Annotated in this window: 23 protein-coding genes; 6 read left to right on the top strand and 17 right to left on the bottom strand. The window is 37.6% G+C overall.

What is annotated here, in order from left to right:
• Positions 1 to 6 precede the first annotated feature (6 nt).
• From I5435_RS19015 to I5435_RS19065, 11 genes are all read right to left on the bottom strand, one after another.
• On the bottom strand, positions 7 to 798 hold the full coding sequence (locus I5435_RS19015; protein WP_025220518.1) for a 2-keto-4-pentenoate hydratase: 792 nt from the start codon (positions 796 to 798) through the stop codon (positions 7 to 9).
• A gap of 20 nt (positions 799 to 818) precedes the next feature.
• Positions 819 to 1,832, bottom strand: a complete 1,014-nt coding sequence (gene dmpG, locus I5435_RS19020; RefSeq protein ID WP_105928884.1) for a 4-hydroxy-2-oxovalerate aldolase — start codon at positions 1,830 to 1,832, stop codon at positions 819 to 821.
• Positions 1,833 to 1,847: 15 nt separating this feature from the next.
• Positions 1,848 to 2,732: an acetaldehyde dehydrogenase (acetylating) gene (locus tag I5435_RS19025; protein ID WP_258843125.1), complete on the bottom strand. Its 885-nt coding sequence runs from the start codon at positions 2,730 to 2,732 to the stop codon at positions 1,848 to 1,850.
• A gap of 2 nt (positions 2,733 to 2,734) precedes the next feature.
• Positions 2,735 to 3,523, bottom strand: coding sequence for a 2-keto-4-pentenoate hydratase (locus I5435_RS19030; protein WP_025220521.1), 789 nt, complete (start codon positions 3,521 to 3,523; stop codon positions 2,735 to 2,737).
• 10 nt (positions 3,524 to 3,533) lie between these two features.
• Positions 3,534 to 4,013 (bottom strand): flavin reductase family protein, encoded by a 480-nt coding sequence (locus I5435_RS19035; protein ID WP_337982780.1) that lies wholly within the window; start codon positions 4,011 to 4,013, stop codon positions 3,534 to 3,536.
• Between the two features lie 105 nt (positions 4,014 to 4,118).
• Entirely contained in the window at positions 4,119 to 5,084 is a 966-nt protein-coding gene (locus I5435_RS19040) for a catechol 2,3-dioxygenase (RefSeq protein WP_337982781.1), read from the bottom strand.
• Positions 5,085 to 5,104: 20 nt separating this feature from the next.
• Positions 5,105 to 6,643, bottom strand: a complete 1,539-nt coding sequence (locus I5435_RS19045; protein WP_024362312.1) for a 4-hydroxyphenylacetate 3-hydroxylase N-terminal domain-containing protein — start codon at positions 6,641 to 6,643, stop codon at positions 5,105 to 5,107.
• Positions 6,644 to 6,813: 170 nt separating this feature from the next.
• The gene (locus I5435_RS19050; RefSeq protein WP_025220523.1) at positions 6,814 to 8,598 is read right to left on the bottom strand and encodes a XylR N-terminal domain-containing protein; all 1,785 of its coding nucleotides are present in this window, start codon (positions 8,596 to 8,598) and stop codon (positions 6,814 to 6,816) included.
• 295 nt (positions 8,599 to 8,893) lie between these two features.
• Complete coding sequence (locus tag I5435_RS19055; RefSeq protein ID WP_231785072.1) at positions 8,894 to 9,682, bottom strand: HAD family hydrolase; 789 nt, start codon at positions 9,680 to 9,682, stop codon at positions 8,894 to 8,896.
• Between the two features lie 141 nt (positions 9,683 to 9,823).
• Positions 9,824 to 10,954 (bottom strand): glycerate kinase, encoded by a 1,131-nt coding sequence (locus tag I5435_RS19060; RefSeq protein WP_337982782.1) that lies wholly within the window; start codon positions 10,952 to 10,954, stop codon positions 9,824 to 9,826.
• A 215-nt stretch (positions 10,955 to 11,169) separates the two neighbouring features.
• Entirely contained in the window at positions 11,170 to 12,675 is a 1,506-nt protein-coding gene (locus tag I5435_RS19065; protein ID WP_337982783.1) for a coproporphyrinogen III oxidase, read from the bottom strand.
• Positions 12,676 to 12,851: 176 nt separating this feature from the next.
• Here I5435_RS19065 and I5435_RS19070 point away from each other — a divergent pair, with 176 nt between their 5' ends.
• Positions 12,852 to 13,229 carry a hypothetical protein gene (locus I5435_RS19070; RefSeq protein WP_337982784.1) on the top strand — a complete coding sequence of 126 codons (378 nt, stop codon included), beginning with the start codon at positions 12,852 to 12,854 and terminating at the stop codon, positions 13,227 to 13,229.
• Positions 13,230 to 13,376: 147 nt separating this feature from the next.
• Here the strand turns inward: I5435_RS19070 and I5435_RS19075 are convergent, their stop codons facing one another.
• The 3 genes from I5435_RS19075 to I5435_RS19085 form a co-directional block, all read right to left on the bottom strand.
• Positions 13,377 to 14,039 (bottom strand): ribonuclease H family protein, encoded by a 663-nt coding sequence (locus I5435_RS19075; RefSeq protein ID WP_258843130.1) that lies wholly within the window; start codon positions 14,037 to 14,039, stop codon positions 13,377 to 13,379.
• 174 nt (positions 14,040 to 14,213) lie between these two features.
• Positions 14,214 to 14,558, bottom strand: a complete 345-nt coding sequence (locus tag I5435_RS19080; RefSeq protein WP_024362319.1) for a YlbF family regulator — start codon at positions 14,556 to 14,558, stop codon at positions 14,214 to 14,216.
• A 15-nt stretch (positions 14,559 to 14,573) separates the two neighbouring features.
• Positions 14,574 to 15,716, bottom strand: coding sequence for a DUF445 domain-containing protein (locus I5435_RS19085; protein WP_337982785.1), 1,143 nt, complete (start codon positions 15,714 to 15,716; stop codon positions 14,574 to 14,576).
• A gap of 221 nt (positions 15,717 to 15,937) precedes the next feature.
• Between I5435_RS19085 and I5435_RS19090 the strand changes: the two genes are divergently transcribed.
• From I5435_RS19090 to I5435_RS19105, 4 genes are all read left to right on the top strand, one after another.
• On the top strand, positions 15,938 to 16,141 hold the full coding sequence (locus tag I5435_RS19090; protein WP_024362321.1) for a YheE family protein: 204 nt from the start codon (positions 15,938 to 15,940) through the stop codon (positions 16,139 to 16,141).
• Positions 16,142 to 16,311: 170 nt separating this feature from the next.
• The gene (locus I5435_RS19095) at positions 16,312 to 16,722 is read left to right on the top strand and encodes a hypothetical protein (protein WP_024362322.1); all 411 of its coding nucleotides are present in this window, start codon (positions 16,312 to 16,314) and stop codon (positions 16,720 to 16,722) included.
• A gap of 460 nt (positions 16,723 to 17,182) precedes the next feature.
• Positions 17,183 to 18,526, top strand: coding sequence for a hemolysin family protein (locus tag I5435_RS19100; protein WP_255313809.1), 1,344 nt, complete (start codon positions 17,183 to 17,185; stop codon positions 18,524 to 18,526).
• Positions 18,527 to 18,600: 74 nt separating this feature from the next.
• On the top strand, positions 18,601 to 19,509 hold the full coding sequence (locus I5435_RS19105) for a cation diffusion facilitator family transporter (protein WP_024362324.1): 909 nt from the start codon (positions 18,601 to 18,603) through the stop codon (positions 19,507 to 19,509).
• A 58-nt stretch (positions 19,510 to 19,567) separates the two neighbouring features.
• Here the strand turns inward: I5435_RS19105 and I5435_RS19110 are convergent, their stop codons facing one another.
• Together I5435_RS19110 and I5435_RS19115 are read right to left on the bottom strand one after the other, a co-directional pair.
• Positions 19,568 to 20,314: an effector binding domain-containing protein gene (locus tag I5435_RS19110; protein ID WP_024362325.1), complete on the bottom strand. Its 747-nt coding sequence runs from the start codon at positions 20,312 to 20,314 to the stop codon at positions 19,568 to 19,570.
• 91 nt (positions 20,315 to 20,405) lie between these two features.
• A complete protein-coding gene (locus I5435_RS19115) occupies positions 20,406 to 21,332 on the bottom strand; it encodes a helix-turn-helix transcriptional regulator (protein WP_337982786.1) in 927 nt (308 codons plus the stop codon).
• Between the two features lie 409 nt (positions 21,333 to 21,741).
• Between I5435_RS19115 and I5435_RS19120 the strand changes: the two genes are divergently transcribed.
• Complete coding sequence (locus tag I5435_RS19120) at positions 21,742 to 22,863, top strand: response regulator (RefSeq protein WP_024362327.1); 1,122 nt, start codon at positions 21,742 to 21,744, stop codon at positions 22,861 to 22,863.
• A 109-nt stretch (positions 22,864 to 22,972) separates the two neighbouring features.
• Here the strand turns inward: I5435_RS19120 and I5435_RS19125 are convergent, their stop codons facing one another.
• On the bottom strand, positions 22,973 to 23,620 hold the full coding sequence (locus tag I5435_RS19125; RefSeq protein WP_024362328.1) for a response regulator: 648 nt from the start codon (positions 23,618 to 23,620) through the stop codon (positions 22,973 to 22,975).
• Positions 23,621 to 23,625 lie beyond the last annotated feature (5 nt).

Below are 23,625 nucleotides of genomic sequence, written 5' to 3' on the forward strand. Positions count from 1 at the left end.
CCTTATCTATCGCTCCACTTGAACAGATAATGATTCCATTCCATCAAAACTGACAGTAAAGCTATCTCCTGCATGCATTGTAGCAGAACCAGTTAGTGCGCCACTAAGTACAATATCCCCTGCTCGAATATGCTGACCACGGGCAATTAATTTATTCGCCATCCATGCAATGGCTCTTGCTGGATGCCCCATAACGGAACCTGCTGTACTCGTCGCAATCATTTCATCATTTTGTGTAAAAATACAGCCCATATTAACCAGATCCACTTCATTCACTGCATATTTTTGAGAACCCACTATGTAGCGAGAGGAAGAGGAATTATCAGCGATTACATCCGGTAATGTAAAATGGAAGTTTAAATAGCGACTATCAATTATTTCCATGGCAGGTGCAACATACGCAGTTGCTGTCAGTACGTGCGCGACAGTCACTACTGGGCCGACTAAATCTTGCTTAAACACAAAGGCAATCTCTGGCTCAATTTTCGGGTGAATAAGTGATTTTAATGATATTGGATGTTGGGCATTGACCGCCATATTCGCTAATAACACGCCATAAGTAGGCTCATGCACTCCCATCATTTGCTGTTTAGCTTTGCTTGTTAAACCGAGCTTAAGTCCCGAGATGGATGTTTGCTCATGTTTGCACTTTAGTTCAATAAGTTTGTCTTGAATATCATAAGCTGTTTCAACGGTTAATTCTGGATAGCGCTCGGCAAACTTCGTAACCTCATACACATCCCGCTCTGCTAAATACAACGCATATGCAATTTGATCTAGCGTATCGGTTTTCATCATCGCTCGTTCCTCCATTCCCTTTATACTGACTGCTTAACAACTGCTAAGTTACGTGCAATCTCTGCTATTAAATCTTCCTGACCACCTACTGCTTTCATTTTGCCAAGTTCTACTAAAATTTCGCGTTCATCTACGTTATATTTTTTCGCTGCTTCTTGAGTGAAGAGTAAAAAGCTTGAGTAAACGCCTGCATAGCCCATCATTAAGCTAGACCCTGTTATTTCCTGTGATCGTGGCATAAATGGTACTACTACTTCATTGGCAACGTCGATTGTTCGATATAAATCAATGCCTGTTTCATAGCCTAAACGATTGAAAACCGCTACCATCACTTCTGTTTGAGCATTTCCACTACCGGCACCTAAACAGCGTAAACTACCATCCACATACGTAGCACCTGCTTCGACTGCAGCCATCGTATTTGCCATAGCGAGTGATAAATTATTATGGGCATGGAAGCCAATTTCGCAAGAAACATGCGATTTTAGCGCAGCTACCCGCTCTTTCACCTCATGAGGAAGCATGGCACCTGCTGAATCTGTCACATAGATAATTTCAGCTCCATAACTTTCAAATAATTTCGCCTGCTCCACTATTACTGACGTCGGAGCCATATGTGCCATCATTAAAAAGCCGACTGTTTTCAATCCTAATTCTCGACTTAAATAAATATGTTGACTAGCAACATTGGCCTCGGTAACATGCGTTGCAACTCGCGCCATAGTAGCGCCCGCCTTCACAGCATTTTTCAAATCTTCCTTTAGACCAATTCCAGGTAATATTAAAACTGAAATCGAAGCATCACCACATTCTTCTTTTGCCGCAGCTATTAACTTCAGTTCATCCACTTTCGAAAAACCGTATTGCAAAGAGGAACCACCTAATCCATCCCCATGGGAAACCTCAAAGTATTTCACTTTTGCTTCTCCTAAACCTCTTGCAACATCTCGCACTTGCTGCTCCGTAAATGCATGACGCATTGAATGACTACCATCCCTCAATGTCACATCTAAAATGGTTAGTTGTTTTGTCATCATCCTCACCTCCAATTAGTTCGACTTGACTGTTCCATGTTGCAACCTAGCCATTTGATTTCCGACTTGCACTGCTGCCGCCGTCATAATATCGAGATTTCCTGAATACGGTGGGAAAAAGTCTCCCGCCCCCTCAACTTCCAGAAAAACTGATATTTGTTGACCATCAAAAATAGGCGCACTCGTCATGCGATAACCCGGTACATATTGTTGTACAGCGCTCACAATCTCTTCAATAGCCTTTGTAATTTCTTCTTCCTTGCCACCTTCATTCACTAATACATGTACGGTGTCACGCATCATAATTGGCGGCTCTGCGGGATTTAAAATAATAATGGCTTTCCCTTTGTTTGCACCGCCTACTTCCTCTAGCGCCTTAGCTGTTGTGCGTGTAAATTCATCAATGTTAGCGCGTGTGCCAGGCCCTGCACTTTTACTCGCCACTGTTGCCACAATTTCTGCATACGTAACATCCACCACTTGATTAATGGCATACACAATGGGAATCGTCGCTTGCCCCCCACAAGTCACCATATTGACATTGTCAACTGCCACGTACTTTTCCAAGTTTGCACACGGCACAACAAATGGACCAATAGCCGCCGGTGTTAAATCGACTATCTTTTTGCCAAGTGCCAGTACTTGTTCACTGTGCGCACTATGGGCATTAGCAGTTGTTGCATCAAACACAATATCGAAGAGCTCTGGACGTGCAACTAAGCCTGCAATGCCATTTGTAATGGTATGATAGCCACGATCTTTCGCACGCTGAATGCCCTCTGATGTTGGGTCTATTCCAACCATTACACTCATCGTTAAATCCTCACTACGCTCAATTTTGTACATTAAATCTGTCCCAATATTTCCAGAGCCTAGAATGGCAACTTTCAATTTGACCACTTTTATTTCTCCTCCTTTCTTTTAAACGTGGCGGAAACAGCACCAAGATGAGCAAACTCCGCTGTAAAACTATCTCCATCTTCTATCGTTACGGCTGATGTTAATGCGCCTGCTAAAACTATTTCCCCTGCTTGCAAGCCAATATGGTATTTACTTAGCTTGTTAGCAAGCCATGCTACTGCCCGTAGTGGATTTCCCATTACAGCAGCCGCTGCTGCACTATCAAAAAGCTCGCCATTGCGATAAACATTCATACCAATATGCGGTAAATCTACCTCAGTCAATTTTGTTGGTGTGCCGCCAATAATGACCATTGCGGAAGAACCATTATCTGCTACTGTATCTTCAAAATTAATTTTCCAATCGGTAATACGACTATCAATAATTTCTAAAGCTGGCACAATATAATCTGTCGCTTCGATAACATCCATCTCCGTAATAGAGGGCCCATATAAATCCTTCTTCAAGATAAATGCTATTTCAAATTCCAACTTCGGCTGAATAAAATGATTAAGAGAAATGGTTGCACCGTCCACCTCAACCATATCCGATAAAATATGACCGTAGTCTGGTTCTGTTACTTGAAATTGTTGTTGCATCGCCTTGCTTGTTAAACCTATTTTTTTACCGATAATGTGTTTGCCCATTTGTTGCTTTGCTGCAATTTGAAGTAATTGAATTGTATAAGCGTCATCGACAGTAATATCTGGTACAGTGGACGTTAATGGGGCAATAGGTCGCTTTGCTTCTTCTGCTTCTAATAACTTCTTTGCATAAAGTTGTCTATCCATTGTCAACCTCCTAAGCCTGCATTGTTGTTTCCACTGCAAGTGAGCCGTATCTTCCATTGAAAAATAGTAAGGGCTCCCCTTCTTCTAGCTGAATGTCCTTTACACTGCCGATAAATAAAGTATGGTCGCCTTCAACATATGTGCTCGCTACTTCACAGCTTATTTGTGCAAGCGCACCCTCAATTGTCGGAGCCCCTTGTAAATCACTGAATTGGACCTCGCGCTTTTCTTTTAGTTGGCCGGCAAATAACATAGACAATTCTCGCTGTTGTGCTGATAAAATATTGACTGTAAATGTACCACTTTGCTTGATATGCTCAAGCATTGAAGCCTTCTCCCCGATCGAGATCACTACTAGTTTTGGATTAAGTGAAACAGACATGAACGCATTTGCCGTCATGCCATGAATAGTGCCATTCACATTTGTTGTAATGACAGTTACACCTGTTGCAAATTTCCCCATTGCATTTCTAAACAGACGATCATCCATTACATAACCTCCTCATCAATTAGTGCTGTCTCAAATACTAAAAAGTAGTAGTTAAGACAGCTATTTAGGCACGCTATTTATTAATCACCATTATTACTCACCTATTTATTTCACTGGAACTTTTACTGCACGATCAGGTGTGCCATATAAGAAATACTCATTAGGTAGAGGTGAGCCATACCAAATAATCGCCTCATCTAACTCATTTTCGCGCCAAGTGATTGGCTTCCAGTCAGGGTCAAAAATGAGATAACCAGAGTCACCAAATAATTCTACTCGGTTTCCACCAGGCTCCATTACATACATGAAATACGCTTGGCTTACACCATGTTTTCCAGGGCCCGCTTCTATTTGAATTCCGTTTTCTACGAAAATATCCGCTGTATCCATTAAATGCTGTGGATAGCCATACCAAAACGCAATATGATGGAAGCGACCACTATTACCAGTTTGATCGTTCATTAATGCCACTTCATGTACTAATGGGCTCACACTCATCCACGCACCAATTTCTTCGTTATTATTTAAGACAATTTGTTCACGTAGCTTAAAGCCTAAATGTTCAGACATAAATTCACGATTTTTTGCTACATCTCTACACATTAAATTGATATGATCTAAACGGCGGGCAGGGACACCCATTAATGGCCTTTTTTGTGGACGGCTTTTTAATAATGTTTTTTGATCTTCCGCTGGCTGGAAATAATCTACTTCCCACAAAATTTCTTGTTTATGACCATCAGGTGTAACAAATTGATAAGCACGACCATGCCCTAAATCGCCATCGATCCAACCTTTTCCATAGCCGCTTTTCTCTAACGATGTAACCCGTCGTTCTAACGCTTCAGGTGAACTTGCACGCCATGCCGAATGGCCAAGACCAGCTTCTTTACCTTCTGTTAACTTTAATGTGTGATGATAAAAATCCTCGTACCCTCGTAAATAAACCGATTGCCCTTCACGCGCTGTAATTTGTAGCCCCATATAATCGGTGAAAAATTTTAAAGATTCCTCTGGTTTTGGTGTAAAAAGCTCCACGTGCGCTAATTGTGCTACATCAAAATTTGTCATCCATCATTCCCCCTGATTTTTTATTTATTTGTAAAGTAATTCACATCATCCGGATTTACCCAAGTTGGGTCTGTCCAACCGGTTAAATCATAATCAGCCATACATTGCTCTGCAAAAGCGATAAACTCGTCTGTTTTCCCGCTTCCCTGTGCACCAAACAACGTTTGTAACCTTATGTCTTCATGGTTTCCAGCGTAATTCCGTTCATATAGCTCACTTCGACCACCGAATTCTGTACCAATCGCATCCCACAGTAGCTTGATTGTTTTAATTTTTTCAAGAGCCTCAATACCATTTGAACCACGATAAAGCTTATCCAATGTTGGACGGAATTCCTCATTTAAAAAGTCCCTTGCACTGGAAGGCTGTACAATTAAATTTCCTGCTACGATTTGCTGTATAATGCCTTTAATCTTCGGCCAGCCTTCCTGCAAAAATACACGATAGGCTAATCCACCATTTAAATTTGGAATGACAATACCATTCTCTTTTTTCTCTGGATTCAGCGCCATCGCATCACTTAATGACCAGAACATATGACGCCACGCCATAATCTCGCCTATATGCACTTGGACACCTCGGAATTGATCCGTACCTGCTGTCTTTAATGCCTTTAGCAAGACACCAATAATAAAATCTAATTTCACCGCTAAGCGTGTGACACCTTGGAACGTAAAACGATTAATGAAACCGCTTTCTACAAAGAATGAAGTCGTCTTCTGCATATCTTCATAAATTAAAATATTTTCCCATGGAATAAGCGCTTGTTCGAATACAAGTACGGCGTCATTTTCATCGAAGCGACTACTTAATGGGTAATCGAACGGACTTCCCATAATCGCTGACGTCATTTCATATGAAGCACGGCTTATAAGCTTCACTCCTGGAGCATCCATAGGTGCAATAAAAACCACCGCAAATTTTTTATCTTTGATAGGTAAACCATACGTACCAACGAAATTGTAGTTTGTGATTGCAGAGCCAGTAGCCACCATTTTCGAACCACTAACGATTAAGCCCTTATCCGTTTCACGCTCTACTTGAATAAATACATCGCCGACTTCATGCACGTCTTTATGGCGATCCACTGGTGGATTGACAATGGCATGATTGAAAAACCAATTGCGCTCTTGTGACTCTTTATACCAACGCTTTGCATTTTCTTGAAAAGGTGAATAGTATTCGGGATTTCCTCCGAGCGTTGCAAGGAAGGATGCTTTATAATCTGGTGTGCGTCCCATTTGTCCATAAGTGAGTTTTGCCCAAGCAACAATTGCGTCTCGCCCTTGAATTAAATCATCTGCGCTCCGTGCTGCTCGGAAGTACTTATGTGTATACCCCCCGCTCCCCGTATCCGTTTCACAAGTTAAAATATCTTTGTATTGCGGGTCATGCATGGCATCATATAAACGTGAAATCGATCGTGCTGAATTTCGAAAAGCTGGATGTGTCGTGACATCCTTCACACGTTCACCATGTAACCAAATTTCCCGACCATCCTTTAAACTTTCTAAATATTCCTGCCCTGTCAATGGCTTCGTACTTTGTTGAACAACCATTCCCTTCCCTCCTACAAATCTTTTTTCTTGTTTGACATGTCTATTTCAATTTAATACTTTTTGAATTTTTTGATAATTAACAAAAAGTATAGTCTTCTCTTTTTTTTCTTTAAAATTTGAAAGAAATTTTCGTATAAACTAGAAAAAGTCAGCAAAATCGCTGACTTTTCTCATTTTTCATTTTCTAAAGTTTTAATTGCATAATAAATTTTTAACGCTAAATGACAGCGAAAACGACCATCCCCTGTACGCATGTCTTCCTGCAATAATGATTCAATTTTTTCCATACGATAACGAAAACCAGGGATTGATAGATTCAAAGCTTTTGCAGTTTGATTGACGTTACCGCTATGGTTTAAAAAGACTTCTAACGTATGGACAAGTGTTGCATGATTTTGCTCATCATATTCCAATAACTGACCAAGTACCTCTTTATAAAACTGTAAAAGCTCTCTTGGATTTGTCGTTTTTAAAAATAACATAATATGCTGGAAGTTTTCATAAATGGCCGCTTGTGTCTGTTGTGGGGCTGCGTAACGTAAAAATTGGCATATTAATTTTGCATCGTTATAGCTATTCCCGATTTCTTCTAACTTCTCTGCATTTTTTCCTACGCCAATTTGGAAAGTTGCTTGCTTAAAGCGCTCCATTACCCTTTTCGATAAACTACTAAGGAAGTTCGACATATATTGAACATCTTTCTTGCAATCTTCAAGAATAAGCAGTACTTCCTGATTTTTAATAAAGCACTCCACATTTAAATACTCAGTAGCTAAAAAGCTATGCACTATTTCGGGTTCTTCCTGTTCCATTGTTATAACGATAACACGATTATTTTTACTCGGATCAAAATAAAAAATATTTCGTGCTTTTTTAATAAGCTCCTCAGAGGGAGATTGTTGACTCATAACTTCATCTAAAAAATCCGATTTTTTCTTCCACTGCGATTGTGCGATTTGTATTTGTGTATATAAATAAATCGAAAAAACCGTTACAGCGCGTTCAATAATCATTTCCTGTTCACGTGTTAATGCTTTGTGACTTAAAATTACCAATGTACCCAATTGTTTTTTCATCGTCATAATATCATATTCATGGCGAAACTCTTTTTTCTTACGACTCGCTTCTATATAAAGACGTTCATCGTCCTCATGCATAAAATAGTAACCAATTGGTTTCATTAAGTATCTTCGTTCCACAGTTACACTGCATTGTAACGCATCACTTAACAGGTATAACAGCTGGTTTAATGTATACCCTTCAAGCATTGCATGTGTCATTTGTTTATGAATAGTGTCTGAATGCACAATGGAATTATTGAGACTTTTTAACTCATTAAATGTATTATCTAATTCATCCGCTAACGAAGTATCTTGAAAGTAGCGTAATATTTCCAACTGTTCTTCAGTAGCGTGCTCCTTTGTCCGTACAACAAATTTACAATAATCATCACATTTCCCCCGGCATTTTTCCTCAAAAACGACAATCTCTTTTGGATACGTTTTGGCTAAAAAGCCTGCTACATAACCGATTAATGTCCAACAAACACTTTCATCACTAAAACCAAAATGGCGGACATGTTCCTCTGCCTCGTAAGAATGAAACCATTTACCTTCCATTTCGAACTTATCATTAGTTATTTCCAATACATCAATTTGTACACTGACAACGCCCTCTAATGTATGAATGGCAGCACCAGCCCTAATTAACTCTTTTAACTCTTTCCAGTTGTACATTTTCTCGATAGAGCCACCAGCACTGTAGCCACACGCCCAGCCATATCGTAATAAAAAACCTTTTGCACGCTCCATATTCAAAGTTTGAATAATATCACGTCTAAAAAAGCCAAGCGCTTCAGCTGACTTTAAAATCATTCGATTCCCATTGAATTTTATAATGCCTGAGCGTGGATTAATATCTATAGCATTTTCAAACACTAAACGATTTGCTTTCATGAATAGGCACCCCCATAAACATGCTGTTTTCTCCCATCATGTTTTTACTGTCTACACATCTTCCCTTACTACTACGATTTCCCAGACGAATAAGTAAGCGTTTTCTTGACATTAAACAAAGAAGAGCACAAAAGCGTTGCCAGATCGATAATTCGAAGATTTAAAGTGTTTAAGTTTACTAACAATCATAGTATATTTTTAGTTTTCAGACAATTTAAATTACTAGACATCAATATGTTTGCATAAAAAAAGTACTGACCATTTAAGAATCAGTACTTAAAAAATAGTAAAGATATTAAAGCTCTTGTACAAGCTTTAATAAGGCTGTTAACGAATCTACCTCAAAAGTTGGTGTTACATTCCCAGTTAGTTTGTTGTTTTCACGGTTAATCCAGACATTGCGCATACCCACGCGAGAAGAGCCTAAAATATCCGTATTTAAGTTATCGCCAACCATAATAGCATCGCTAGCAGTAATGCCCGCCGTTTCCATCACATGCTCAAAAATAGAGGCATCTGGTTTTCCTTTACCAAAATCACCAGAAATAATGATATGGTCGAAGTACGGTGCGATTTCAGGTGTAATTTCAAGTTTTAAATTTTGTAAACTTGGTGCACCGTTCGTTAGTAATATCAGTTGATATTTGCCTTTTAGCTCATCTAAAACGGTAAAAGTATCTTCATATAAAAAAGGTGAAACTTTGCGTTCGGCTACAAAGCGTTCTCCTAGTTCAGCACCTAACTTTGCATCGTCAATACCAAGTGCCGCTAAACCCTTTGTCCATGCTTCAGTACGATAACCTGGCACAAGTTTTTTCATTTTTTGAAAAGAATCAGTAGGGTCATCAAATGTTCCCCAAAGCCCTTCAAAAGGGTTAATACCGATTAATACTGTATAATCATATGTTTCGTAGCCTTCATAAAGTGCACGTGCTTCTTTGCGTACGGCTTCCTCTAATGCTGCTGAATCCACATTATGTATTGTCGCTGCATATTCACATGTTTTTTCAAAAGCTGTTTTAACAGATTTTTTGTCCCATAACAAAGTATCATCCAAATCAAAAATAATTGTATTAATTGACATAGTGTCAGCTCCTAGCTTCTTTTCTACTTGAACAAAAAGCATTCATATCGCTTATTTTAGCATATTTTCAAAATAGTTAGCATAGCTTTTTGAGCAAGTTCTCGCTCCTACAAACATCATAATTGTTTGCGTGACTGGCACTCAATTTTTCACGTAATGCGCTACTAGTTGTTTTGTTTTCATGCGAATGAAACGATATGGTTCTTGCATTGCCTGCACAACAGTAGTGGATTCATCTACTAGTGATTCCACAACGGTAAAAAAATCAAGCAAAGCAGGCTTATCCTTTTCATCAATAGCACCAGACAATAGCACAACATGAGCATTTGTTGATTTTGCAGCTAGCGCTATCCCCAATGGCGCCTTTCCATGTAATGTTTGACGATCCGATTTGCCCTCACCAGTAATAACTATTTGAGCGCCTATCAAATGCCTTTTTAACTGTACTGCCTCTAACACAATATCTATGCCTGCTTGGAAAGTGCCATTTAAAAAGGCCATTAATGCACCACCAACGCCTCCTGCGGCACCAGCTCCTTTATAATCGTGTAAACGAATGTGAAATTGTCTTTCCACAATATCTGCAAATCGTTTTAAACACTCATCGAATAAAGCAATTTCATGCTCTTTTACACCCTTTTGCGGGCCAAAAATTGCTGTAGCTCCGCGCTCTCCAATCAAAGGATTATCCACATCACAGGCAATAGTAAATGTTGCCTCAGACAATCGTACATCGAGTTGACTACTATCAATGGATGCTAAATCTAGTAATCCCGACACGCCATTAGCAATGGATGAACCATCACCTTTCCTAAATTGCAGCCCAAGTGCCTGTAATAGACCGATACCAGCATCGTTTGTTGCACTGCCACCAATACCGATAATAAACTGACGAAAACCTTTATCCAGTGCAGCCTTAATTAACTGCCCTGTGCCATACGTTGATGCTAGCTCAGGATTTTTTTCGCTATCCTGCAACAGCATAATACCCGAAGCTTGTGCCATCTCAATAACACAGGTTTCTTCATCCCCAAGCACTCCATAGTTTGCTTTAATCATTCTGCCTAGCGGATCAAGTACACTTGCTGAAATATATCTCCCGCCCGTTGAAGCAATAAGTGATTCTAATGTACCCTCTCCTCCATCCGCTACTGGTAAAATAACTGTCTCAATTGCTTGATTTACATCCAAGACCCCTGCCTGCATTGCCTTTGCAACCTCAAATGCAGATAAAGTACCTTTATAAGAATCTGGACAAATAATGACTTTCATCTTATCCCCCCACTCTGTTCATATTTACCTCGTTCTTAGCAGTCAGATAATCCTATAGAATACCAAATGTTAAGCGCTTACAAATCAGTATAATGACAATAAATTCAAAAGCTAGAGGAAGGTTTTGTGGCGATTTGTCCTGCCTTTATGGCGATTCGTAGACATTAAAACAGCAAAAGTGTTAGATTCTCACGATCAATCTAACACTTTGCTCTTTATGCATGATATAAATCATTTAATAGCTCGATTTTTTTACCTATGGCTTCTTCAAACGTCATAATATAAGCCGCCGGATCTTTTGGATTATGGAACTGTGTAATCTTCCCTGTCTCAGGGTGAACAAATTTAGAAGATGCCCCACAGCCAATCCCTAAAATCGTCTGCACTTCCTCCATAATGACAATATTATAAATGCTTTCTTCGCCTGCTTTACTATAGCCTACATTTTCTAAATTACCTAAAATATTTTTTTGACGGTATAGATAATAGGGAACATAATCATTTTCCTTCGTCCACACTTGTGCCATCTGCATCATTTTTGCTACCGTATCGCGATCAGCTACTTTATATTTATCTTTATTACGCGTCATTTCTGAAGCACGTTTAAAGGATAGCGTGTGGACAGTTAACGACTCTGGTTGCATTTTTGCTGATTCCTCTAAAGAATGTCGGAACTCCTCTGTCCCTTCATTCGGCAAGCCAATAATTAAATCCATATTAATATTATTCATACCGGATTCACGTGCTAACCAAAACTTATCAACCGTTTCTTGTACCGTATGATGACGTCCAATTGCCTTTAGTGTTTCATCTGTATAAGACTGCGGATTAACACTAATTCGATCAATGCCCCATTTTTTTAAAACAGCTAATTTTTCTGGTGTAATCGTATCCGGACGACCGGCTTCAACTGTTACCTCACGAATCGTTTCAGGATGTGGGAAAGAGTCATACATCGTTTGATATAATGCATCCATTTCATGTGCTTCGATTGAAGTTGGTGTACCCCCGCCCCAATAAATAGAAGTTATTTTCATGTTATTTTCTGTCAGCCATTTACCCATTTCACGTAATTCGATGTGTAGTCCATCTAAAAACGTGGTCACGCGCCCTTGCTTACGGTTACTACCAATTGCATAGGCCGGGAAGGTACAATAAGCGCATTTGGTTGGGCAGAACGGAATGCCAATATAAACGCTAATCTCTTTTCCGATATGGTCTAAGTCAGGAATTGTAACTAACTGTCGTTCAACAATGTTTTTCAACAATGCTACCTTTTCCTCTGACAATCGAAAATCACGAATTAACACTTCTGCAATCGCTGCGTCATCCATACCAGCTTTACGGAATTTGTGATAGAGCTTTGTAGGACGGACACCTGTTAAAATACCCCATTGTTGATGCATCCCCGTATGTTGCTCAAGCACATCTAAAAATACATGCGATAATGCACGTTTCATACGAATATTTTGCTCACGTCCAACAGCTTCTGTCGCATATTCAATATGGTAATCATTTGTATAGCGTTTATCATCAACCTCTAATACCGCGCTTGTATAGACAGTAAAATTAGCATCAACGCGGTAACTGAATGCAACTGACATCTCCGCTTCTTGTGCATTTGTACTCAACTTCGAATCCTCAAAAAATAAATTCGCAATATGATTTAAAACGCGAATCCAATCTTCAGGATACTTTTGATCTATTTGAATAATTTTCATCGTTTTCGCTCTCTTCTTTCAATATTCCAGTGTACTCTGTTCAATAAATGGATTGCCTCAATAGTTTAACAAATTTTATTCATGATAAGCAAAACTACCATAATGACAGAATATTCCGTCTAATTATAGACATATAAAATAATATTACTTATAATTTAAAAAAGGTGGTGTTGATAGTGGTTTTAGTTAAAGGCAAGTATTCTCCTGTTTCTAACTTCATTGAGCAATTAGAAGTAGCTTTCCATCATTTTGATTTACAACGCTGTGATGAAAAGACTTTGTATGTAACCATATTACTGAAATATCGTGGGCAAAAAGTTCTTTGTGATTTGATTTATCTTATCAATCAACAAGAAATGTACGGGGCTATCTCTATCAACGAGCATTATAAACACGCCCGAAACTTTATTCAACAACATTTTCGCCATACCCTTCTCTATTGTGATGAATTACGTTTAGCTCATAACTTTATGCATACATTTCCTTTCAAGCAAACTTTACAGCAATTCGCCAAAAAGTATCCGAAGTATATAACAAATAAACAGCTCGTATAGGACAAGTAAGCACAAAGACTCCTACCGCAAAACATCACGAAATCTAATATGTATGGTCAATAAAAAGACTGAAGACAATTTCAAATTTCTTTGACCTTATCTTCAGTCTTAGGAGCTATCATTAGTTTGACACCTCACGTTCGTGTATTATTCCTTTATCATTTCACTCAACCCTGTAATATCAATACCGTTTAATGCTTGTGTAGCCAATCTGTCCGCTTCAGTATTTTCTTTTCTGGAAATTAGTTGATAGTTTGCTTGTAGGCCAAGCTCGCTTAGTTTTGCATCGATCTTATCCGCCCAATCTGACAAATCCTTTTCCAAAGCTGGCCACTCGCCAGTTAGCTGATTAATAACTACTTGCGAATCACCTACAATCTGTATCGGTAGATGATGAGCATTTAATAATTCAAGCTCTACTAAACCTAAATATAGCGCGGCATATTCTGCCTCATTATTTGATTTCAGTTCAGCAGAAAATGCATTTTTTCTTAACCTATATGGCTTACCATTTTGCTCATAATAAATGGCACAACCAAGACCAGATTGTCTCGTTGCACGGTCAAAGCCTCCATCAAAATAAACAGTAATGTTATGAGGTTCTGTTTCAACTTCTTTTAAATAAGCCTTGAGCTCCTTGATAGACCAGTTCGTATTCTGTCGGTCAATAAATTGTAGTGATTTGACACGTCCAGTCCGTTCCATATCTTCTGCCAACAATAAAGCTTGTGCTGCTGGCATTTCCTCTGACCTTAATACTGTTCCCGCACCCTTTGGTGTTTTATAAGCCCATTCAATTAAAACATGCATGACAATCCCTCCAAAATATAAGCTACGGTTAACTAAAGTGAAAACGTGTCTCGAATAGCCGAGACACGTTTTCCTACTTACTTTGTTATATGTGCAAATAACCGTTTATTTATTCGTCGCAACATGTAACAGTCTATCGACAACTATTTTCAGCTACTATAGTTTTTGACTTACTTACATACCTTCATACAACGACTGTATCGGTTTTACTAAAATGCGATTTACTTCTTCGATTACACCACTTAGCTTCATCTCTGCCTCAAGCATCGCTACAATTTTCTCATTTTGTTGCGCAAGCTGAGCAGTTTTTTGTGCATAAATCAGTTCATCTTCTTGTAAATCCTCACCAGCCATTTGTTTTTTCTGTAAATCCACCTGAATTTTACGGAAGTTTTGGAATAACTTTATCGCATCTTCATCTGCCTTCACTACAGCGACCGCTGCTTCCAATGCTTTAAATTCCTCTGTTTTACGGAAAGTAGCCTCCAAAGCATTAATTTCATTATAAATATTAACCATTCTTATTTCCCCTTTCTAAATCAAGTAAACAATTAAACCTTGCACAACACCAATTAAACCACCAAGAACTGCACCTAGCACTGTAATCATTTTAAATTCACGCTTGGAAATACCAAGTACAAGCTCTTCTAGTTTCGATACTGGGAACGAATCCACTTGTTCACGAACTACTTCTTGTAAATTTAAACGTTTTAGTACATCTTCTAATTTCTCTTCCGCTCTAACAAATGCTTTATCAATTACTTGAGGTATTACCGTTTCCCTCATCCAAGAACTACCTGTTGGCCAATAATAAGAAATAGGATGCTGTAAGCGTTCTGCTACTGCTAATTGATCTTTTACATAGCTTTGTAAATTTGCCAATATCGGTTCAAAGTCAATATCCCCTAAATAATCCATAGCCGGTCGGTCTTTTAACTTTTCCCATTCTTGTGTAAAAATGTTTGTCAGCAGCGATGTTGTCCCTGGGGCTTGTAAAAACTTTACAAGCTCGCGTTGTACTTTGCCGACAAGTGAGGAGGAATCCCCTAAAAACATATTAATCATACCGCCAAATGACCCTTTTGACGATAAAAAGTCATCAATCATTGCTTTTATCGTCATCTCGCCTGCGGGTGATAAAAAATACTCCTCACCCTTCTCTAAAATATGTCCCACTGCTAATGGAATTTTAGCATCAATTGTATTTTGGATGTCCTCCGATAACAGTGTACGAATTGATCTCGTGGATAATGTATTCTTTACTGATTCAAATTGTCCCGCTACAATTCGTTCAACTTTTTGTTCAATAGTGGCAGGCATATCAGAGAAGCCAGCTAAATCTAGCCAGTCCTGAATGGTTTTATCGTTCGTGAAAAATGTCTCTTCAACTTTTACTTGTGCAAATTGTTCAACTTTATCTTGAATATCTTTAGAGAAAAATTTCTTTCTAAACGTCTCAGGTGTTAATAAATAATTTACAACTGTAAGACCTAATTGTTTCGCTAGTTCATCACGTCTTTTTGGAATAAGACCCGGTGTAAATGGTACGCGCCAATTTTTAATATAAATTGCTTCGTGCGGTCGAAAAAGCATTTTAATCGCTAGATGATTTGTTATACCACCGATTGCGGCGCCGATAATTGCCATAAATAATAATGTCACTAAAAAATTGTCCATTAGCATCCTCTCATTTCAATCGTATTCACATTTGGCGTAATTTGTCGCCTATTGCACTCATTATAGCAGAGCAATGAAATCCAACGAAAGAAATACCCTCCATTTTATTACGACAAAGCATAATTGTTCCTATCAAAACATCATCCGATATTGTTTAGTTGCAATATTACCACTATCCTTGAATAATATTAAATACATATCATTAGAAATGGGGTTTGTATATGATTCAGCATTTTAGCTTTAAACCTTTATTTGAAAATACACAGCTTCCTGGATGGGCCATTTCCTTTTTCTATCAACGTGAACGTTACGCGGCAGAATATTTAAAGGATGGCGTCATCCAATGGATTGGTCCTATTCCTCCACATGAAGAAGATGTTAAAAAAATGATTCATGAGTTAATGCTCTTCCATATTTATGACTAAAAAAACCAATATTTTTTTGCCTTTGCATAATTAAAAACGCCTAATTTTTACTATTAAAACCACTGCTATTATACGAAAAGTGTCTGTTTATATTGATATTCCTGTATTTTTCTTATACATTTAATAAATGAATTTAATTCTAAATGTTTTATATGCAGGAGGCTATTTCAATGAGTAAAGTCGCACTTTCTGATGACTTAAATAACTATAATTCAAAAGCGTTAATTCGTGCTAAAGTAAAGGAACTTTTTTCGGAATTTTCCGCAAAAATTTTCGAGTTAGTCGATGAGTCCAGTTCAATCGATAGTAAAAAATTCGAAGCACTATCTGGATATAGTAGTAATTTTTACAGTGAGTATTGTAGCCAGCTAAAAGCTATTTTCGAATCTCCTAGTGCACTAGGAAAACGTTCCATTAAACATCTATACTTATCTTACAATGGGAAACATTATGTCCTAACACAACAAGGACTAACCGAAAAGGCTCCTATCACCATCTCCACATACTTAGACGCGATCCCTTTAAAAGAATCTGTTCATGATGTGGAAAAGGCTTGTCTAAAGTTGCGCTTCCAACAGTAAAAAATGATTGCCCTATTTAGAAATACATATTACAAAAGTGTCCATTTATGTGCTTCTCGTTCGCGCAAAAAAGGTTGCCTCATATGAGACAACCTTTTTTTGTTGCATATTAAAATAATTCATTTAAAAAAATCCGCAAGTAAAGCTCTCTTGAGATTTTTGACGTGTCGTTTTATATGAGATGCAAATGCTTCTTTCTCTAAACAAACTATCCTTGCTCCATTTAAAGTTAGCATAATGCCTATTGATTTTCAATCATTTGTCATCTGAAAGTATCCGTTTTCTTTATAAGCAAATCCATCTTAAAATAGTATAAAAAAGTCGTTGTCAATATTTGTGTTTTAGTTACAAATAACTTATGATTAAAACATCCAACAATTTTTTAAATCATAGGAGGTGTACACTTTGTTTACTTCCCTCATTTGGGCGGGGACAAAGGAATTATTTGGACGGAGACATATTGGAAATAACCATTAGGTTGGCGGCATTCGCCCTACTAATTATAATGACAGGATTTTTCGTTGCAACTGAATTTGCAATCGTAAAAGTGAGAACTACCCGCATCGATCAATTACTCGCAGAAGGACATAAAAAAGCGAAAAATGCAAAACGTGTTGTATCGGATTTAGACGAATACTTATCTGCATGTCAATTAGGTATTACCATTACAGCACTTGGACTGGGTTGGCTAGGTGAGCCTACATTTGAAATCATTTTACATCCAGTGTTCGAGTTTCTAAATCTGAGCGGTAGCATAACATCTATCCTTTCATTTATACTTGCATTCTCAATCGTAACGTTTATGCATGTAGTTATTGGGGAATTGGCGCCAAAAACTTTAGCCATCCAAAAAGCAGAATTTGTAACATTACACTTTTCTGGTGCATTAATTTTATTCCACAACATTACTTATCCAATCATTAAATTATTGAATGGCTCTGCACGTGGTTTAACAGGTCTATTCGGTCTTAAAATGATGTCAGAATCAGAAGTTGCACATACTGAAGAAGAATTGCGCATGATTTTGTCAGATAGTTTAAAAGGTGGAGAAATTAATAACGCAGAATATGAATATGTTAACAGTATCTTCGAGTTCTCAGATCGTCTTGCAAAAGAAATCATGGTGCCACGTACTGAAATCGTCGGAATTGAGAAAGAACTTACGATTAAAGAAGTATTTGATTTAATGGGTGTGGAGCAATATACTCGTTATCCAATTATCGACGGGGATAAAGACCATATTATTGGATTAGTGAATATGAAGCACTTATTAACTGCTTATATTAAAGATCCTGCAAATGGCGATAAACTAGTAATTGACTATATGCAACCGATTATTCGCGTGATGGAAACTACGCAAATTAACGGATTGTTACTCAAGATTCAACGTGAACGTATTCATATGGCTATTTTAATGGATGAGTATGGTGGTACATCAGGTCTTGTAACCATTGAAGATATTATCGAGGAAATTGTCGGGGATATTCAAGATGAGTTTGATGAAGATGAAATTCCAGAAGTACAGGAAATTGCAGAAAATCATTTTATTTTAGATGCAAAAATGCTACTAGAAAATGTCAATGATATGCTAGGTACTGACATAGAAGATGATGATATCGATACGATTGGTGGTTGGTTCATGACAAAGCGTTTTGATGCAATCGAAGGTGATAGCATTGAAGAGCAAGGTTATGAATTTACAGCAAAAGAATTAGATGGTCACCACATATTATACTTAGAAGTTCTGAAATTACCTGAACTTGATTTAACAAATGAAATCGAAGAATCGAAAGACGATAAATAAAAATGCAAAACGACTCCCTTTCATATAAGGGGGTCGTTTTATAATGCCCGAAAGTTTTGCGAGGAGGAAACAAAATGGAGCTCTATACAAATTTACGTCAAGGGGAAAAAGGAGCTTGGCTATCAATTGCCACTTACTTAATACTGAGCTCAGTAAAACTCACAATTGGCTATATCGGAACATCAGAAGCTTTAAAAGCAGATGGATTAAACAATACAACGGATATCATCGCATCCATTGCCGTTTTAATCGGCTTACGCATTGCTCAAAGACCACCAGATTCAAATCACCAATATGGTCATTTACGAGCTGAAACTGTTGCGTCACTCGTTGCCTCATTTATTATGCTAATCGTCGGCTTACAAGTTTTAATTGCTTCTTTACAAGGACTATGGGAGCCATCTGGCACAACACCATCTTTGTTAACAGCATTTGTGGCAATCGGAAGTGCAGCCGTCATGTATGTTGTCTATCGTTATAATTTAGCACTGGCAAAAAAAATACGAAGTGCGGCTGTAAAAGCTGCTGCCTATGATAATCGCTCGGATGCGCTGGTCAGTATCGGCACAGCCATCGGGATATTCGGAGCAATTTTTGGCTTTCCGATTATTGATACATTAACAGCCCTTGTTGTAGCTTTTCTAATAATTAAAACTGCTGTAGAAATATTTTGGGAAGCGGTTCAAAGTCTTACTGATGCCTTTGATATTGATGAAGTCGAGACATTATCGGTATTAATTCGCAATGTTAGTGGCGTTATTGAGCTTTTAGATTTCAAAGGGCGTGCGCATGGGAATATGTACTTTATCGATGTAACAGTGACTGTCGATCCTTATTTAAACGTCTTTGAAAGTCATCGTATTACAGAGGAAATTGAACATACCATTATGCGCGAAAACCGCTTTTGTCAGGTGCTTGTGCATATTGAACCACATATCGAAGAACTACCTCCAACAAGCAAAAGCCAGTCACCTACCATTTGATGGTAGGTACTGGCTTTGTTGTATTATGTCACTCGCGTTTTAACTAGCAGTATTGTATTTACTTAATTGCAATATAAATATCCACCTGTGCCTCATGGGGCTGGGCACATCGTTCATCATACAATTCAAAGTCTCCACTATACGTTCGTTCTACTTCCGTAGTATTGGCAAACCAAGCCCAAATATCTTGCCAAGCCTGTATTACAATATCAGGCATTAGCCCTTTTTCTGAAGTGAACACTAAATATTTGGATGCGGGAATTGTTTTTATGACCATACCTGTTGGAACTTCAACGTCAGCCGATACCTCCACTCCAAGCGTAAGTGTATATTCTCCGTTCACATCTGTTTCGTAATCTGAATACAACCCATACATGCCGGCATTGTTTTGTGGACTTGGTAGTTGACCTGCAATATCTTGCTGGTAATAAGTGGTCCATAATTGTGGTATTTTCGCTTGTGCTGTGATTTCGTTCGCATTATTCGTTTTTGCTGAAATCCCAGCGATATGAAAGCTTTGTTTTTCTTTCATCACAGGTTGTTTTCCAGTATCTGTTCTCCATCTTTTTAAACGTGGTAAAAAGGAAGCTAACATTTGTCGTGCTTCTTCTTCTGCCATCCCTTCTTCCTTTAAATGAGGTACACATATGTCAATCATTTCATGGATCGTTACATTCGGCTGTTTAAACGCTCCTAATTCGTAACAATATGTGCAATAGTCCCGACAAACTTGCCCCTCTTTTTCTGTTCCAAATAATTTTTCATGCACTAATGGCATCCCACAGCTTTGGCAATAACTTTGCATAGTTTACGTCCACCCTTCGTTTAATTTGTTATTACTATAACAAAGCAAACTTGACATCTGTATGTCATCTATTGAATGGACAAAAATGATTTTACCTATTGTTTGCTGTATATATTTCGACTATTTCTTGTGCCCGTTTTTGCACGATATCAACTAAATAAGGTGGGTCAAGAAGCTTTATTCGATTACCAAAGCTCAGCAAAAAGCCATAGAGCCATTCATCTTCCGGCAATGCAACATGCACGATGGACCTTTCATAATCTATCTGTTCCACCCCAAATGTTTCTTCAATCAATGTTAAAATCTGTGCATCAAATGACAGTGTGAGTTCTACTAAATTTTCTGGTTGTTGCCATGCTTTATCCCACGGAAGGTCAGATAAATGTACTTCCTTTCGTTCAAAGCTGCGATGCTCCTCTTTCATTTGTTTCATTCTTGATATTTTGAATAGACGAAAACCGTTTCTTAATGTGCAATAGCCGTAAATATACCACATCTTTCCTTTTTGGACTAAAGTGTGCGGCTCTATTATTCGATTGGTCATCGTACCATACGTAGTCGAATACAAGAAGCTTACACAACGCTCGCTCTCGATTGCATTTTTCAATAATGTGATTTGTTCTTTTAATAGTATATTTTGTCCCCATGGACTAAGGTCAATAAAAAAATGATCAATTGATTGTTTTACTTGCTCATCTGCTACGCCTGTTAACTTTTCTAAAACAGCTTTAGCATGGGCATCCTCATAGGAGGTTAAAGCACTTTTAAGAGCAATTGAAAGAGAGGTTAGCTCTTCTTTTGTTAATACTTGTTTATCCATTCGATAGCCTTCCATTAAACTTATTCCGCCATTAACCCCTTGTTGGCTTAAGATTGGAACCCCCGCACAGCTCAGGGTTTCGACATCCCGATAAATGGTTCGAACAGATACGTCAAATAACTCGGCTAATTCCTGTGCTTTTACTTTTTTACGATTAATTAAAATCATTGTCATCGTGAGTAAACGATCTACTTTCATTTCTTCAATCCCTCAACTTTGTACATTTTTTTAAATCACACACTACTTTTCCACAACAAAGTAATTTTCAATTACTTATATCCTATTATTTTTAAGTATTTTTTAAGTACCTTTTGAGTTTTCTTTAAGTCAAATGTACTATAATAACGGCTATTACATAATACAAGCATTAAAAAGGTTTTATAAAATAAGAAAAAAAACAAACTTTAACCCTTCAATCAAATTTCTAGTTTAACTATTATATTTTTATTTTTTCAAAATAGTTTAATTATAAACGCTTATACAATTATTTCAATTCTCTTAACAGTACATAAAAAACTTCTATCCTCTAATAAGGGGGAGACCTTTTCAAAAACAATGAACTAGAGTTTAATGGTTTTCAATTTAATTGTATAAAGGAGATTTTGATGTGATTCGAGCCGTTTTAATAGACAAAGAACCTCTAGCTTTACACTATTTTCAAAATAAGCTACAAAACTTTCAACAAATAGAGGTTACTAAAACCTTCACTAGTGTAAAGCTATTTTTAAATAGCCTTCCATCACTGGACTTTGAAGTCATATTTTTAGAAATAAAGCTTGATGAACTGAATGGGCTTGAAGTTGCTGATATTATCAAAAGCAATCGACCACATGTAATTGTTATCTTTATTACTTCGTATTCAGATTTTGCCATACAAGCATATGAAATTGGAGGACTTGATTATTTACTTAAACCGATTAGCCTAGCACGATTAGAAAAAACCGTATCACGTATTGAACATGAATTTTCTATGCAACAGTTGGTACATCAAACTTCTAATACTACGTTAAACGTCCAATGCTTTAATCAATTCGCTACCTATAGCAACAATAGTCTCGTTTCCTTCAAAACAGAAAAAACAAAGGAATTATTTGCTTATTTCATATTACATCCAAACATGCCCATTCATCGGGATGTTCTCATTGAAATTCTTTGGCCAAATTTAGATTATGTTCGCGCAAAATCGAATTTGCATACAGCCTTATCCTATTTAAGGAAAACGTTAAATAATATGGGATATTCCAATTGTATTATATTTTCAAATAAGTATTATGTTTTTGAAAAACCGAATATCATGTGTGATTTATATGACTTCCAAGATTATTTTAGTGATTTCAAGAAGTTAGATTGCCCCCCTCTGTCATTAATCAATCAATGCCTTGCCATTTATAAAGATGGGCTACTCATTTTTGATGATTATGAATGGGCTACTGCAGACAGAGATAAGCTAACTAAATCCTACATAGAGTTATTGGAAAAAGGCTTTCAAATTAGCATAATGAATGAAACAGAAGTGGCCATAGATTATCTGAATCGCTTATTAGAGTTCGACCCTTATAATGATTATAAAATCGAACAATACTTAAAACTGTTGATTGATGCAGGAATGCAAAAACAGGCTCACTCTGTTTTTTTAACCTACGAACAAAAATTAAATGAAGACTTGGCCCTTACGCCGAGTACTACATTGCAAGAAATGTCGAACAAATTATTTAGTCATAATCAATAAACTTATATGAACGACATGGTGAATCTTTGCAAAATGCACATAACAAAAAGTGTTAGATTGCCTTTAATCAATCTAACACTTTTTCGCTTTTGTCCCATTTCGGGTTATTCTACTGACCACTGCCCTCTGTCAATCCATGCTTTACTGCATATAGCGCAGCCTGCGTCCGATCTTGTACTTGTAGTTTCGTAAAAATATTTGAAATATGTGTTTTCACTGTTTTTTCCGTAACGAATAAAGATGATGCAATTTCTCGATTGCTTTTTCCCTTCGTAAGTTCAGCAAGTACATCTTGCTCACGCGGGGTTAGTGGATTTAACACATGTAGTGCATTTTCTGATTGTTGTCGATCCATTTCAAGCGTCGATGTTGCTTCTGGGTGCAAAGTATGTTCCCCTTGCATAATGCGACGAATTGATAATACTAATTCATCGGGTTCAATGTCCTTTAGCTGATATCCTGCCGCTCCAGCTTCCATAGCTGGTACAACATGATCTCGGTCAGAAAAACTCGTCAACATTAAAATTTCAATTTGTGGAAACTTAGCTTTTATACGTTTTGTTGCTTGAATACCATCCATTTCTGGCATTACTAAATCCATTAATATAATATCCGGCTGTATACTTTCAGCAAGTGCGACCGCTTCCACACCATTTTTCGCTTCCCCTACCACTTCAATATCTTTCTGTGTCTTTAAAAAAAATAATAATCCTCGTCGGACTACATGATGGTCATCTGCAATTAGTACACGAATCATTGTCG

The sequence above is a fragment of the Lysinibacillus sp. C5.1 genome (genome assembly GCF_016350185.1).
Taxonomy (GTDB): Bacteria; Bacillota; Bacilli; order Bacillales_A; family Planococcaceae; genus Lysinibacillus; species Lysinibacillus sphaericus.